Origin of the sequence: Huintestinicola butyrica (assembly GCF_025567215.1) — a bacterium.
Classification (GTDB): Bacteria; Bacillota; Clostridia; order Oscillospirales; family Ruminococcaceae; genus Huintestinicola; species Huintestinicola butyrica.
In genome coordinates this window covers 218,785-232,952 of the sequence record NZ_JAOQKB010000004.1, presented here as the reverse complement: position 1 = coordinate 232,952, position 14,168 = coordinate 218,785, and the positions used below count along the sequence as shown (strand labels likewise).

At 48.8% G+C, this 14,168-nt stretch carries 19 protein-coding genes; 17 read left to right on the top strand and 2 right to left on the bottom strand.

Translation table 11 applies throughout. The features are described from left to right. The first annotated feature begins 8 nt into the window (after positions 1 to 8). The 7 genes from OCV68_RS06675 (at position 9) to OCV68_RS06645 (ending at position 5,062) form a co-directional block, all read left to right on the top strand. Entirely contained in the window at positions 9 to 611 is a 603-nt protein-coding gene (locus OCV68_RS06675; protein ID WP_262571627.1) for a hypothetical protein, read from the top strand. Positions 612 to 774: 163 nt separating this feature from the next. Continuing rightward, complete coding sequence (locus OCV68_RS06670) at positions 775 to 1,536, top strand: rolling circle replication-associated protein (RefSeq protein ID WP_262571625.1); 762 nt, start codon at positions 775 to 777, stop codon at positions 1,534 to 1,536. Between the two features lie 33 nt (positions 1,537 to 1,569). Beyond that, the gene (locus tag OCV68_RS06665) at positions 1,570 to 1,764 is read left to right on the top strand and encodes a hypothetical protein (protein ID WP_262571623.1); all 195 of its coding nucleotides are present in this window, start codon (positions 1,570 to 1,572) and stop codon (positions 1,762 to 1,764) included. A gap of 511 nt (positions 1,765 to 2,275) precedes the next feature. Further along, positions 2,276 to 2,593 (top strand): P27 family phage terminase small subunit, encoded by a 318-nt coding sequence (locus OCV68_RS06660; RefSeq protein ID WP_262571622.1) that lies wholly within the window; start codon positions 2,276 to 2,278, stop codon positions 2,591 to 2,593. 263 nt (positions 2,594 to 2,856) lie between these two features. Further along, positions 2,857 to 3,129, top strand: a complete 273-nt coding sequence (locus OCV68_RS06655) for a hypothetical protein (RefSeq protein WP_262571621.1) — start codon at positions 2,857 to 2,859, stop codon at positions 3,127 to 3,129. Positions 3,130 to 3,238: 109 nt separating this feature from the next. Beyond that, complete coding sequence (locus OCV68_RS06650; RefSeq protein ID WP_262571619.1) at positions 3,239 to 3,805, top strand: hypothetical protein; 567 nt, start codon at positions 3,239 to 3,241, stop codon at positions 3,803 to 3,805. A 15-nt stretch (positions 3,806 to 3,820) separates the two neighbouring features. Continuing rightward, positions 3,821 to 5,062: an N-6 DNA methylase gene (locus tag OCV68_RS06645; RefSeq protein ID WP_262571618.1), complete on the top strand. Its 1,242-nt coding sequence runs from the start codon at positions 3,821 to 3,823 to the stop codon at positions 5,060 to 5,062. A 446-nt stretch (positions 5,063 to 5,508) separates the two neighbouring features. Here OCV68_RS06645 and OCV68_RS06640 read toward each other — a convergent pair whose 3' ends face one another. Beyond that, the gene (locus OCV68_RS06640) at positions 5,509 to 5,904 is read right to left on the bottom strand and encodes a type II toxin-antitoxin system HicB family antitoxin (protein WP_262571616.1); all 396 of its coding nucleotides are present in this window, start codon (positions 5,902 to 5,904) and stop codon (positions 5,509 to 5,511) included. 63 nt (positions 5,905 to 5,967) lie between these two features. Next, the gene (locus OCV68_RS06635; RefSeq protein ID WP_262571614.1) at positions 5,968 to 6,141 is read right to left on the bottom strand and encodes a type II toxin-antitoxin system HicA family toxin; all 174 of its coding nucleotides are present in this window, start codon (positions 6,139 to 6,141) and stop codon (positions 5,968 to 5,970) included. A gap of 155 nt (positions 6,142 to 6,296) precedes the next feature. Here OCV68_RS06635 and OCV68_RS06630 point away from each other — a divergent pair, with 155 nt between their 5' ends. The 10 genes from OCV68_RS06630 (at position 6,297) to OCV68_RS06585 (ending at position 14,140) form a co-directional block, all read left to right on the top strand. Further along, a complete protein-coding gene (locus OCV68_RS06630) occupies positions 6,297 to 7,985 on the top strand; it encodes a terminase TerL endonuclease subunit (RefSeq protein ID WP_262571612.1) in 1,689 nt (562 codons plus the stop codon). A gap of 11 nt (positions 7,986 to 7,996) precedes the next feature. Then, positions 7,997 to 8,563 (top strand): hypothetical protein, encoded by a 567-nt coding sequence (locus tag OCV68_RS06625; protein WP_262571610.1) that lies wholly within the window; start codon positions 7,997 to 7,999, stop codon positions 8,561 to 8,563. Positions 8,564 to 8,567: 4 nt separating this feature from the next. Next, complete coding sequence (locus OCV68_RS06620) at positions 8,568 to 9,047, top strand: hypothetical protein (protein WP_262571608.1); 480 nt, start codon at positions 8,568 to 8,570, stop codon at positions 9,045 to 9,047. Positions 9,048 to 9,062: 15 nt separating this feature from the next. Then, positions 9,063 to 9,410, top strand: coding sequence for a hypothetical protein (locus OCV68_RS06615; RefSeq protein WP_262571606.1), 348 nt, complete (start codon positions 9,063 to 9,065; stop codon positions 9,408 to 9,410). Further along, positions 9,367 to 9,741 carry a hypothetical protein gene (locus tag OCV68_RS06610; protein ID WP_262571604.1) on the top strand — a complete coding sequence of 125 codons (375 nt, stop codon included), beginning with the start codon at positions 9,367 to 9,369 and terminating at the stop codon, positions 9,739 to 9,741. The genes OCV68_RS06615 and OCV68_RS06610 overlap by 44 nt, the downstream gene beginning before the upstream one ends. Before the next feature lie 14 nt (positions 9,742 to 9,755). Further along, complete coding sequence (locus OCV68_RS06605) at positions 9,756 to 10,952, top strand: phage portal protein (protein WP_262571602.1); 1,197 nt, start codon at positions 9,756 to 9,758, stop codon at positions 10,950 to 10,952. After that, on the top strand, positions 10,949 to 11,785 hold the full coding sequence (locus OCV68_RS06600; protein WP_262571601.1) for a head maturation protease, ClpP-related: 837 nt from the start codon (positions 10,949 to 10,951) through the stop codon (positions 11,783 to 11,785). Before OCV68_RS06605 ends, OCV68_RS06600 begins: the two co-directional genes overlap by 4 nt. Before the next feature lie 95 nt (positions 11,786 to 11,880). Beyond that, on the top strand, positions 11,881 to 13,122 hold the full coding sequence (locus OCV68_RS06595) for a phage major capsid protein (RefSeq protein WP_262571599.1): 1,242 nt from the start codon (positions 11,881 to 11,883) through the stop codon (positions 13,120 to 13,122). A gap of 15 nt (positions 13,123 to 13,137) precedes the next feature. Further along, a complete protein-coding gene (locus OCV68_RS06590; RefSeq protein ID WP_262571597.1) occupies positions 13,138 to 13,488 on the top strand; it encodes a hypothetical protein in 351 nt (116 codons plus the stop codon). Positions 13,489 to 13,498: 10 nt separating this feature from the next. Then, positions 13,499 to 14,140: a hypothetical protein gene (locus tag OCV68_RS06585; protein WP_262571595.1), complete on the top strand. Its 642-nt coding sequence runs from the start codon at positions 13,499 to 13,501 to the stop codon at positions 14,138 to 14,140. Positions 14,141 to 14,168 lie beyond the last annotated feature (28 nt).

Below are 14,168 nucleotides of genomic sequence, written 5' to 3'. Positions count from 1 at the left end.
CCATTCATATGAACTACACAAAAATTTATGCCGCAGTGGCAAAGAAGAAAACGATATATGTCTGGCAGCCGAACGAAAGTGACCAGTGGCTTATAGTTGATGGAGCCATATACAGTGTAAGCGGACTGCCTGACATTAACTGTGAAAATGTCCTGCCTCTCATAGGTGTTGACAGTGAAACCAGTGCATCATACAACGTAAGCTATTTCAATGGGAAGAACAAGGATATCTTGCGGAAATACATATACTGCAATGCCTGTGAAGGCGATGGGCTTATGGTCCCCACGAAGCTTGCATTCAGTGATGTGGTCGTGCTCAGAGGTGAGAGCAGCAATGCTCCTCTTTGCGAGTTTGTAAAAGCGGAAAGCATCAGGCCATTTTCGGGGCAGGGTGTTGAGTTTATTTACAGACCTACTCCCGATCTTTCGCCGGGGGCCATGATAATCATCAAGGAGGGGCTTATCACAGTGGGAGCGGCCATTCCGTACAGTTTCAAGGGCAGTTTTAGAAATACAAACACTCTGCGGCATGACCTTCTTGCTGCAGCCCGTGAAATTGAAGAGCAGACCAAAGAAGATGCGGACGAGGAATTTGAGCAGACCGAACTCTGAGCATTCTCTTCTGCACTATATCAACAACGTATCCTATACTATTACATTTATATAGTATAGGATATCCTCGCATTTTCGCAAAAATAAAAATGGCCTAAAAAGGCTTTTAAAAACTCGTTTATAGTATTATCTTTTGAGATTATGAACGGAAGGAAGTGATAACGTGGTACGTGGGTATCTGATGGCTGTAACAGACATTAACGACGAGCGGCACATCGTTAAGACCTACTCATCGGGCATGATAAACAATCACGGACTGAAAGGCAGAGCAAAGAAGTCCGCTGAGACTGCCGACAAGGTGAAGAAGCATAACCAAAAGGTCAGCATTCAGAATTTATGCTGGCTCATGCAGCTGAACTTTGAAGAGGGCGATTATAACCTGTCGCTGCATTACTGCGCAAACGGTGACAGACCCCTCGATGAGTGGCAGGCGCAGAAAAATGTTGCTGCATTCTGCAAGGACCTGAAAAAATGGTGCAAACAGAATATGCCTGACGGATATTCTCTCGATTATCTGTATTGCACACACACTACGACAGCCAGAGGCGCTATCCACCACCACATGATATTACGCAAGGATATCCCGCTGCACGTCATACAGCAGCTGTGGGCAAAATGGGGCAGTGTTTCCGTCGGGCGCAGCCTTTATAGGGGCTATGATTATTATACGCTGGCGTGGTACTGGATAGCCGACCCGAAGCATGAGCCGCACCCAAAGGGTATGCGGTCATACATACCGTCACATGGGTTGAAACGTCCTGTAACAGTCCGTGAGATAGTTCCTGCGAAAACATGGCGCATAAACCCCAAAGCCCCAAAAGGCTGGCGCATCAAAGAGGACACGCTTTACAACGGCGTTGATGTTTACGGATATCCGTACCAGAGCTACACGATGATAAAAATATCGGACGTGAAGAGGATTTAAGTGAGACAAGGATATGCGATAAGGAGGTAAGGAATGACGATAGAACAGCAGAAGCAGCATTTTTGCCTTAGCAAGGAAGAGATAGAAAAGGCTTGGGAAGATCAGCACAATGGTGACACGTTGGTCAAGGTGTCGTTAAAATATCACTGCGGCATATCTACCCTTTACCGAGGGTATCGCATATATGGTCTTGGCACTCCTGTGCGGAAGCAAGGTAATAGAAAGTGACATCTGAATTCTTAAGATGGCTTGTAGGTCTTATACGGTCAGGCGATGTACACCCGTTTTATATCTCTACCGAGTGGCGGAGGTCCAGAGCAAAGGCAATGAAGTACTATCACGGGGAATGTCAGCGATGCAAGCATGAGAAAACTCCAAGTGTTCTTACGCCTGCAACGATGGTACATCATGTAAAACCTGTAAAAAAATACCCTCAATATGCCCTGTCTTTGTTTGTTTTTAATGCACAAACAGGGAAAAAAGAGGCTCAACTTATCCCTTTGTGCAATGACTGTCACGCAGCTGTCGAAAGCAAGACAATGAAGGCGACAGAAGGATATCCGGAGCGATGGTAGGGCGTTTTTTTGGGGTATCCCCCCTTTCAAAAAAAGGCGGAATTTTGAGCCTTTTCATATCGGGCATAGGGACAGGACAATGTCGGGAGGAGCGGAAATTTTTGTTCTACGCACATATGCGCACATGCGCACGCGCGCGTAAATAGTATAGGAGGCAACAGTATATGGGAGCGGCCAAAAGGCAGAAAATCACGGACATAAGAGAGTCACTGCTTGAACAGCTCAGAAGCTCGGGCAGGGACACTCCGTATTACATTGACATGGTGGACGCTTATCTTGACCTGTGGAGGGAAAGAGAGGCATTCAGAAAAGACATTTCAAAGAGAGGGTATTTTGTCTGCGAGACGGACAAGTATGGAAACACATGGAACAAAGTCAATCCCTCGGTGGCGGCGAGGCAGGGCACTACTGTGAAAATGGCGGCTCAGCTTATAAAGCTTGGACTCAATAATCCCTGCGCTGACGATGATGAGGAGATGTGACAGGCGTGTCCGTTGAAAGAGGTGATAACATGGCAGTCGGTAACAAAGGGAGCGGCGCGTGCTGCTGCTTCGGGTGCGGCAGGCGGTCTCAGTCCTGTCACGCTCAGTGTGAAGAATACAGAGAATATCTGAAAAGCAATGCGGAGAAGCGCAATGCGCATCTGAAAGAGAGGCTTGCACTTCAAGGCTACTCCGAGCACGTGGCAAGGTGCATCGAGAGAAGAAACAGGAAGAAAAGGCAATAATGCTATTGGGAGGTACATATGGAAAATACACATACGGCGATAATCAGGTTCCGTGACGGCGACAGTGCGGAGGTCAAGGGCTGTGCTATGATGGGCGTTGACGCTTCTGGGAATGTGATTGTCATGGAGATGGGCACAGGCGACAAGCTGCTTATCAATTTTGACTGTGTGAGATATGCAGGCTTTGAGGATACGGTGGGAGCGGTCTCTGTCAATGACAATGAGCCTGAGACATTCCGCAGTTCCCGCAGCAGGACGGGCAGAGGCAGGCAGGGGGGCAATGGCGTATGATGATGTTTGTGGCGGGCTTCCTTATCGGGTGTTCTATGGCAGCGGTACTGATCGGAGTTGCTGCCTGCGTTATAGCTTCGGGCGATGCGGAAAGGAAGAATAAAAAGAAATGAACAGAATAGAGGATTTCGTTGAATTTGTCGGAGGTCATATATGGGACGCTGATGTAATAGCGGGACGTCTCGAGGAGCTGGGATATTTTTCTGCGCCTGCATCAATCAGATATCACGGAAACGTTACGGGCGGTTTGTATGAACATTCCAAGGCGGTAACGCTGGAGTTGCTGAACCTTACGGAAAAGCTCGGTCTGAGGTGGGGGAGACGTGACAGCATTTACATTGTCGGAATGTTTCATGACATATGCAAGACTGACGACTACAGTCGTGAAATTGTTCGGGAAAAGGCGGCTGACGGAAGCGTGGTGTGTGAAACCGAGGGCAAGTGGGTGTACAACACTGATATGCTTTTACCAGGACATGGAGAAAAGTCCGTAATTATCGCACAGCATATTTTAGGCACACTGACGCAGGAAGAAATCATGTGCATCAGATGGCATATGGGAGCCTTTGACGACAGAGAGAACTGGAAGTATTACAGTGCGGCTGTAAAGAAATATCCCAATGTGCTATATACGCACGTGGCGGATATGACTGCGTCGAATATTTTGGGGATTTAGCGGAGGGCGAGAGGAATGAACAGAATAAATGCAAACGAAATAAACGAATTATTCGGCGTTACCGAAAGCTTCATGCTGCCCGATAAGTTAATGGGGCTACTGTTCTCTGAAGAGATATACAGTATATTTGAAAAATATTGTGACATGCAGGGTGATTTGTCCTATGACGGATTTACCGATTATTTTCAGGAAGAGCACAGCAGCCGCAAGGCTATGATGCAGGATTTCACGCCAAAGGAACTGACGGGGCTTGTGGCGCGAATTGTGGGGGAAGATGTAAAAAGCTGCCTTGACGTTTGTGCAGGAACCGGAGGATTGACCATAGCTATGCACGGTGTTGCACCCGAATGCAAATTTTACTGCGAAGAGCTTTCAAAAAGGGCATTGCCGCTTTTACTGTTTAATCTTTCGGTGCGAAACATATCAGGATATGTAATAAACAAAGATGTCTTGTCAGGTCAGGTTTACGGAGCGTGGCAGATAGTTCAGGGAGAGCACTTTGGGAAAATTGTTAAGATTGACAGTGTTCCCGATGTGCCTGTGGACGTATGTATAACAAATCCGCCATATTCGTTGAAATATGATTTTACAGAAAAGCCAGAGGACGGCAGATTTGCGGAATACGGGTATCCACCAAATCAGTTTTCGGACATGGGATTTGTTATTCATGGAATATCACGGCTGAAGGAAACAGGGCAGGTAATTGCAATTTTACCGCACGGCGTATTATTCAGGGGAAACAGAGAACTGAATATCAGGCGAAAAATGATTAAGAAGGGCAATGTACACGCCGTTATTGGTCTGCCCGAAAAGCTGTTTTTAAACACACAGATACCTGTTGCAATTATCATATTCGGGAAAAATTCTGTCGAAAAAGTTATCTTTATTGACGGATCAAAGGAATTTGAAAAAATCGGCAAGCAGAACCGTCTGCGACGGGGAGATGCCGACAAGATACTGCGCACGCTGAAAAATGCCCTTGAAGTCGAAAGGTATTCGCATATAGCTGACATATCGGAAATACAGGACAATGACTATAATCTGAATATTCCAAGGTATGTTGATACTTACGACCCGCCACAGCCTATAGACATTGTGGCAGTCACAAAGGAGCTGTATGAAAACGAGCAGAAAATAAAACATTGCGAAGCCAAAATATATGCAAGCCTTGCAGAGCTTACGGCGAGAGACGAAAAAACAAGGGCTGAGCTTGAAGAAGTTCGGCGGATATTCAGGGAGATGATTGAACACAGATGAATTGCGGATATGTGAAGCTTTACGGCATTGCAGACATTGAGCGGTGCGGGAGTGGTATTGTTTATCCTATGGGGACTGTTTACATACAAGTTTCTGCTTGTGCCAAAAATTCCGCTGAAAAGTGGCACATCACAGAGACGGAGTGTGAGCTTGAGGGAAAATATGCAGCAGTACGTCCGAAAGTACCTGTTATCCCATTATTCCTTCGGGAGGCTCTGGAATACACAGCGGAAGAGTTTTTTTGCAGGTATATAGGGAGCAATATAAACATTCAGACCGATTTATTCAGATACTATGAACTGTCGTTTTATTTTGATATCAAGGATCAGCAGACTGTTCTTGATGCTCTGAGACCAATGCAGGAAGGCATTGAGGCGGAACGGCGTATAATCGAAAATGTAAAAAAATCCCCGCAGACACATAAAGCATCTGCGGGGAAAAGCGCATCAGGCAAGGTGCAATTTTTCTTTGAGGGCTTCCTGCAAAACGGCGGAGAAGTTTATATTTGCCTGTTCGGCTTTTTCGTTCAGCCATGACGGAATAGTGCAGTTTTTCTTGACACTGCGGTTATCGAGCATACGGCGGTAAGCGTCGGGGTCTGCATCGACAAGGGTCTTGATCTCATTTGCGGCACAGTTAAGTGCGGTGATATCCGAGGGAGCGGGAAGCTCACGCTTGTCATCTTCATAGGTCACGCAAAGAAGGTTTATGGCATCTCTTGCCATTTCAATGGCTTCGGGAACGGTCTCGCCGAAAGTGTTATTATCGAAGTCGGGGATAGTTACAAGGTAGCCGCTTCCGTCATCGCATTTGGTGAGTATTACAGGATAACAGGTTTTCATATGGTCAGCACTCCTTTTGGTATATTTGAAAACAGCTTTTGGGGGAGCTTTGCTCCCCGTTCGCTATTTTAGGTTTCTGCGTTTGATTATTGCTTTTGCGAGGTTCTCGTTGATCTCGGCGTGTCTCGGTATTGCCTCAGCTTCCTTGCCTTTGGTGTAAACATCGTGATTTCCGCCGCATCTTCTGAACTCCCAGCCGTTCTTTTCAAGAAGCTTTATCAATTCCCGCCTTTTCATTTTCTCCCTCCTTCTATTATATATTATACGCCTTTTATGCGTATTTGTCAATAGATGGGAAAGAAAATGATGTATAATATTATATGCGTATTTTGTACGCATTGTGCAAAATGAAAGGAGTACACAAAAGAAATGATACGAGGTGATGAAATGGCATGAAATACGTAAAACGGTACTGTGACAAGATACTTGGCGAGGAGATACGCAGCTGCGAGGAGCAGAAGCAGCTATGCAGGCTGGTTCTGCGTGCCTTTGAAGAAGAGGACATACACATTGACGAGCTGAGTGTTGATAAATATTTTGGCTTGCAGAAATATTTCAGATATGAGCTTTTTGACTGGGAGAAATTCTGCTTTGTGCTCCATTGCTGCACGTACCGTGCGGACGGAATGCCGAGGTGGCCCGATATGCTGGGATACATGGGGCGTGGGTCGGGAAAGAACGGATATGTGAGCTTTGAGGATTTTGCGCTTCTTTCCCCCGCAAACGGCATAAGGAATTACAACATACAGTCCTTTGCGGCGGCTGAGGACAACGCCAAGACCAGTTTTGAGGAGGTACGCAATGATGTTCTGGAAGAGCACAAGCCCAAGCTTTCCCGCTTTTATTCCTGGAACATGGAGAAGATAACCTGCACAAAGACAAAGAGCGTATGGACATACCACACGTCCGCCCCAAAGACCAAGGACGGCGGACGGCCGGGAAAGGTGAATTTTGACGAGATACACGTTTTTGAAAATTCCGACCTGATAGACGTTGCGGAGGGCGGCCTCGGCAAGGTGCGTGACCCCCGAAAGCTGTACACAAGCACAGACGGAGAGGTGAGGGACGGTGTACTTGACGCAAAAAAGGAAGTGGCGAGGGCTATACTCAGAGGAGACCGCCCCGACAACGGATTTTTGCCCTTTATGTGCCACATGGAGCTTTCGGAGATAGATGACCCCGACAACTGGATAATGGCGGTGCCCAGCCTTGACGAGTTTCCTGTGCTGAGGGAGCAGATGATGCGTGACTACATAGAGTACAAGGAAGACCCTATACGCAAGAGGGCATTTGCGGTAAAGCGCTGCAACTGCCCTGACGGTGTACGTGAGGGAGCGGTGACGGGCTGGGAGAACATACAAGCCTGCTGCCGTGGGGCTATGCCCTCGGAGATACCTGAGGTATTGAAGCGCCCATGTATCATTGCGGTGGACTACAGCCTTGTAGATGACTTTATGTCGGCGGTGATCGTAAATCTTATTGACGGGATATATTACGTAAGGCAGAAAACATGGATATGCGAGCAGAGCCGTGACCTGCCCAGGATAAACTTTCCGTACATGGAGGCTGTTGCCCGTGGGGAAGCTGAGATGGTCAAGGGTTCGGAGATAGGCTCGGAGCTTCCGTTTCTGTGGATAAAGGAAGAGACAAAAAATCAGAGAGTGCTTGCGGGAGCGGCGGACAGCTACAGATTTCCCTACATGAAGAGGAACGCTGAACAGATACTGGGCATAACGGGAGAGGCGAGAAAGGCGGCAAACCATTACGGAGAAGACACGGGGCATATATATTTTACCCGTCCCTCTGACCTTGCAAAGGCTGCACCCGACATCACCCTCGACCTCAACAGGCGTATGTTTTACTGCGGTGACAGCATGATAATGCGCTGGTACCTAAACAACGTAAAGCGTGTGGTGGATAGCAAGGGCAACACGACCTTTGAGAAGATAGAGGGCAAGAGCCGAAAGACTGATGGTGCTATGGCACTGTTTGCGGCTATGACCGTTGCGCCCATGCTTGAAAAATACGATAAGAAAAAAAGTTCGGGCATAGTACTCCCGAAACTGAAAATATACAGATAGGAGGCTGTAAGGTGAGCAAAAAGTTGACAGGTGCGGCGGCGTACTTTTCGCAGCTTGATATTACCGCAGTATCTTTGTGTGGTAAAATCAGAATAAAGATATGCACCAAGAATGAGCTGGATATGCTGATGAACGGCGAATTGCAGTCAACTGCAATATTCGGAGAGATGCTGAAAAAATATTCGGGTAATGCCCCTGACAATATGCCCGAAGCGGAGCTGAGCAGGCTCATGGGGGTATATATCGACGGCATTACGAAGATAATTGAGGACTGGGGGGAATATCTCAAAGTTCCCGAAAGCTCATTCCCTCTTGAAAATTCTCTTCCGGAATGCTCATTTCCTGCTTCAACTCTTCCGGAAAAGCTTGTTGCGGAATACACGGGGCTGAGTATCCTCCGGGTCGGCGATCTTGATTATCTGCTGTACAGGCTGTATCTTGCCGATGCGGTGAAATACAATCTCGGCAGGACGGAAAAGGGCATTGATTATCTTAATGCGGCGCATCTGGAGATGTTTTCGGAATATGACCGCAGTGCGTTTCTTTCGGGCGGTGCGAAAATAACGGTGAAAAGGTGATGTTATGGCGAACTGGGGAAGGACGGGGCTTACCAAAGCCGATGACGGAAATGTTGAGATAGACCTTGTGGGCGCTTACACGACATTTACGGCAGAGATACAGAATGAGATAGAGACGATAATCAGGCGGCTGGGCCGCGAGATGCAGGCAGAGCTTGAGGAAAAATCGCCTGACGGTGAATTCTTAGAGAAGAAATACAAGGGCAAAAGATACCGATACAGCCGCAGAAAGTACGGTGCAAGCCCCGGAAGCTACAAGCACGGCTGGAAGGTAAAGTTTAGCGACAGGAAAAAGGGCATGGGAGGAAGGATAGCAGCCACGGCATACCAGAAGGGAGAGGACTACAGGCTTGTTCATCTTCTGGAGTTCGGGCACAGAATGCCCAATGGCGGAACGTTTGGGGGAAATCCCATAGTTTCGCAGATACAGGAAAAATACAGGCAGAAGGTCTATGAAGAGATACGGCGGCTGTTATCCAAGTGAAAGGGAGGCGGTAAAATGAACGAAGAGAGTATTTCAAAGCTTACTGACAGCTTTTTTGCAAGAATGAGGCTGCCCGATGAAATGCGAAGCGACCCCGAGGAAAGGGAGCTTATGAAGGGTTATATCCTTGAAGGCAGGAAGAAGCTTGACCTTATCGCCTGCGGGAAAAGCGTTGATTACGAAAAGGACGAATATGCGGGAGGACTTTTGTACAACTACTGCTTTTACGCACGGAATGACTGCTGCGAGAAATTCTCCTCGGCATACAGGAGTGACCTTATCGCCCTGAGGAACATGGCAGTTGCAGGCAAGCTTGAACTTGAAGCTGAGAAAGGGAGTGAGGACGCTGCGCAGGATCAATAACACCCTCGCCTCCGAGCATTTTTCCGACGGGATAGCGTATCTCTATCAGCTGCGCAGTGACGGAGAGCCTGACGAAGGCTCACGGATAAGGCGATTTTTCGGGGAGCGGAACATCACCTACAAGCGCATTGCGGAGGCAAGGCAGATCATGACGGAATACAGCCGCATAATCGGCATTCCGCTGACCGCACAGGGAGCGTATGCGAACATACGCTGCGCCCGCATCGGCGACAGGCTGTACAGGGTGGAGACGGTTCAGGAGATATTCACTGCTGTGCCTCCCGTGGCTGTGATGGCACTGTCTGACTGGGATATTGATACGAGAAGGTAAAGGAGGCGGTCGGAATGGGACTTAAAGAGCTGCTGGGTTCGGTATTCGGCACAAAGACTGCCGACCCCGTAAGGACGGAAGTAACCGTAGCGGGCGGCGGCACGTATGTGCCTGCGGACATGAACGCTCAGCTTAAGAGACTGGCGTGGAACATATGTGTTGACTACATTGCTTCGGCTGTGGCAAAATGCGAGTTCCGCACGTTCCTTGAAGGCAAGGAAGTGAGAGGCGAGGAATATTACCTGTGGAATGTAGCGCCCAATGCCAACCAGACCTCAACAGAGTTCTGGCGGGAGGTGATATTCAGGCTCTACAGAGACAAGGAGGCGCTTATCGTTCCTGTGGGCGGTTCGCTTATAATCGCCGAACATTTCTCCAAGGAAGAGCTGGCTATTGCTCCGACAATATTCACGAACATCGGCAGAGGAACGCTGAGCCTTTGGCAGACATTCACAAGCGAGACGGCTATATATTTATCCCTGCCGGGAGATGTTGCTCCGGGGCCGCTTGTGTCGGGAGTGACTGACATTCTGGAAGGCACGCTTTCCGAGGCGGTGGATAAGTATAATCACGAGGGCGGAGAAAAAGGAACATTTGAATATGACGCTGACCGCATGGGTGACGATGATTACAACAATGCTGTAAATCAGGCACTCAATGAGGATTTCAAAAACTATTTTGCCGCAAAATCCGCAGTGATGCCGTTATATGCGGGCACAAAATATAACCAGTACACCAACAGCTCGGGTCAGAAAACTTCCATTGTGGGGGATATAAATTCCATCATACGGCAGTCGATAGAGGTAACGGCGCAGAGCATGAAGATACCGCCTGCGCTTGTGCTGGGAGAGGTGGCGGACACAAAGACGGCAGTGGATAATATGCTGACATTCTGTGCTGACCCTTTGCTTGACATGATAACGGAAAGCATTAACTTTGTGCGATACGGCAAGGAAGTGCTCAACGGTTCATACATACAGGCGGACACCAGCTGCATAAAGCATCTTGATGCGCTGAGCATCGCAGGAGACCTGGACAAGCTGAAATCCGCAGGGCTGTTCAGCACCAATGAGATAAGGCGCAAGGTGGGAGAGCCACGCATCAACAAGCCATGGGCTGACGAATACAGCCTGACCAAAAACTATGAGAACATACCCGGGTCGGGCGCATCGTCCGATGACGGCAACAGCGGAAAGGAAGAGGAAAAATGAGGATAGACGGCAGAATAATGCAGGCGGCGGAAAGCAAAAAGGGTGTTATTTACATTTACGACGAAATAAAGAACGACAGCTACGACTGGTGGAACGGTGCTGTCATTGTCTCGGAGACCTCGGAGAAGTTTATCAGAGACCGTCTGGCAGAGTTTGAGGGAGTTTCACAGCTTGATATCCACATTTCCTCCTGCGGCGGCTCGGTGAAGGTGGCTATGGGGCTGTACTCCCAGATAAAGGCTTTTGCCTGCCCCAAGAAAACGGCATACATCGACGGAATGGCGGCAAGTGCTGCCACTGTTGTAGCGATGGCTGCCGATGAGGTAATAATGCCTATGGCGGGGCTGATGATGATACACGACGCCTGGATAAGCGGCACATCGGGCAATGCAGAGGAGCTGAGAAAGACTGCGGATGACCTGGACGTGATAACCTCGGCAAGCAGGACGGCGTATTTACAGCATTCGGGCGGCAAGATATCCGAGGAAGAGCTTACTACCCTTATGAGGGCGGAAGCATGGCTCACGGCAGAGCAGTGCAGAAAGTACGGGCTTTGCGACAGGATATCCGATGAAAAGGCAAATGATGACGGAGAAGCCAAGCAGGCATTACGTTCCGCATTCCCTGCTTTCATGAACACGGGGGCGTGGATATCGAGGATAGAAGCAAGGCTGTGCGCCATTGAAAATGCGGTATGCGGAAAGGCTCATGATGAAGCTGAGGGCGATGCACCCGCAAACGGTAAGGGAGCGGAGCAGGAAGAAAAGCCCGGGGCTGTTATGAGCAGAGAGGATATGCTTGCAAGCATAATCGGGATATTTGGCAGAGAATAGTCCCTAAAAGTTGGTATTAAGGGTGCGTGGGTTTATGTTATTCTTGAAATAAAGAGGCGCACGCACCGTAGCGCATAATGAAGGAGGAGATCAGAATGGGTGCAGAGAAATCAAGAGACCTTATTAAGCTTGACAAGGAAAAAATGAGCGAGAAGCTTTCCGTTGCCATGAAGTCGGAGAACACCGAAGAGGCTGCAAAGGCCATGACCGAATTTGCTGACATGATACAGCAGAGCATTATCAGCGAGGCACGTGCCCTTAATGCAGAGAGTGCGGCGGACAAGAGCATTCTTGCGGCAAGAGGCGTAAGACAGCTTACAAGCACCGAGCAGAAGTATTTTGAGCAGGCCATTGAGGCTATGAAGGGCGATAATGTAAAGCAGGCACTGACCAACATTGAGGTGGCAATGCCCATTACCTACATTGACAGCGTTTTTGACGAGCTTGTGCAGGAGCACCCTCTCCTGGCGGCTATCACATTTGTGAACACCAGCGGCTCTGTAAAGATGATCGTAAACAAGGGCGGTATCCAGCTGGCGGTATGGGGCAAGCTCACCGACTCCTACAAGACCGAGCTTTCAGGCTCCATTGAGGAGATAGATGCGGGACTTTACAAGTTACAGGCATTTATCCCTGTTGCAAAGGCTATGCTTGACCTGGGCCCTGCATGGCTCGACAAATACATTCGCACTATCCTCTCGGAAGCACTTTTCTTTGGCATTGAGAAGGCGATCATTTCCGGAACGGGCAAGGACGAGCCTATAGGCATCAACCGTGTTGTAGGCAGCACTTCCAGCGTTTCCGCAGGAGTTTACTCCGAAAAGGAAGCTATCAAGGTAACAAGCTTTGAGCCTGCATCTTACGGTGCTCTTTGCTCACGCCTGGCGACAAACTCCGAAAGCGGACTTTCAAGAACGGTAACAGGGCTTATTCTTATTGTAAATCCTGTGGATTACCTCAAGGTCATCATGCCTGCCACAACTATGCTCACACCCTCGGGCGTATATGTACGTGATATTTTCCCTGTGCCCACACAGGTTATCCAGTCACAGGAGTGCGCACAGGGCAAGGCATATCTCGGAATGGCAAAGCGCTACTTCATGGCTCTGGGGTCTGCAAAAAACGGCAAGATCGAGTATGATGACAGCGTGCAGTTTATGGAGGACAACCGTGTATATGCCATCAAGATGTACGGCAACGGTATGCCCCTTGACAACAACGGCTTCATCACCCTTGACATTTCGGAACTCAAGCCTCTCAGATACAATGTTACCACGCTTACCGAGACCCTTGACAAGTTGACAGAGAGCACTACCACCGAAGATGGCAAAAAGTAAAGGGAGAGGTAAGGCATGGCAGGCTATGTGATGGACAATGTCTCCGCCGAGGAGATAGCAAAGCTTATCGGCGATGTGCTCGGGATCCCTGCGGCTGAGGAATTTTACACAAAGACCGAGGCACCTTATGCGGCAGTGCTTACGCCCGCCGCAAGGGTCTCGGCTCCCGATATGGGAAGATATTACGCAAGGACCCAGAGATACAGGATAGAGCTGTACACCAAGACAAAGGCGGACACTCTCAGAGAGAGGTTCAAGGACCTTATTTACAGCACTATCCCTGCAGGGGAGTTTGATGAAGAGGAAGTAAGCTACTCCTCCGACCGTCTCTATCTGACGGCAATAGAGTTTGAGATCATGGAATAGGAGTGATAACATGAGCGAACAGGTTACTACACGAGTTTTCAAAGGATCGGGATACATATTTGCAAGAAAGCACAGCGCATCTGTATCGTTTCCCAAGGTGGCAGATATGGCCTCGATGACGAAGGTAGAGGCGGAAGCTATTGACGCATATATCCGTGCTCTTGCGGTGGCGGACAACGAGCTGGGATATCTTAAAAACGGCATTACTATTACCGAGACCCTTACGCCCCTGGAAGATCAGGATGACATGGGCCGCCTTAAGGTGGCAGATATCCAGGATGAAAAGGGCAATGCGGCATTTGCACTCTTTAATGCCAATGCAAAGACCATCTCGAAGATCCACCCTCTGGCAAAGGCGGCAGAAAACACAGAAGCGGGCATAAAGCTCACGAACCTGGGCGGTATTGCCAACAAGGACGATTCGGCTTACGATATCCTTTTTGTACACCCCGATACCGATCTGGGCGATATCTGTGTTTATACCCTGGGCAAGAATATTTCGGGACTTACGCTGCAGTTCCAGCCCAACCAGGTAACGCCTCTGAACTGCACCTATGCGGCTCAGGCTATTGACACAACAGGCGTTCTGTACAAGGTGAGCGAGCACATGGCGGGCAAGCCCATATATGAGCCGGGCAAAGATCAGGGCTGATAAGGAAATAAATTTATGTAAAGCGGGA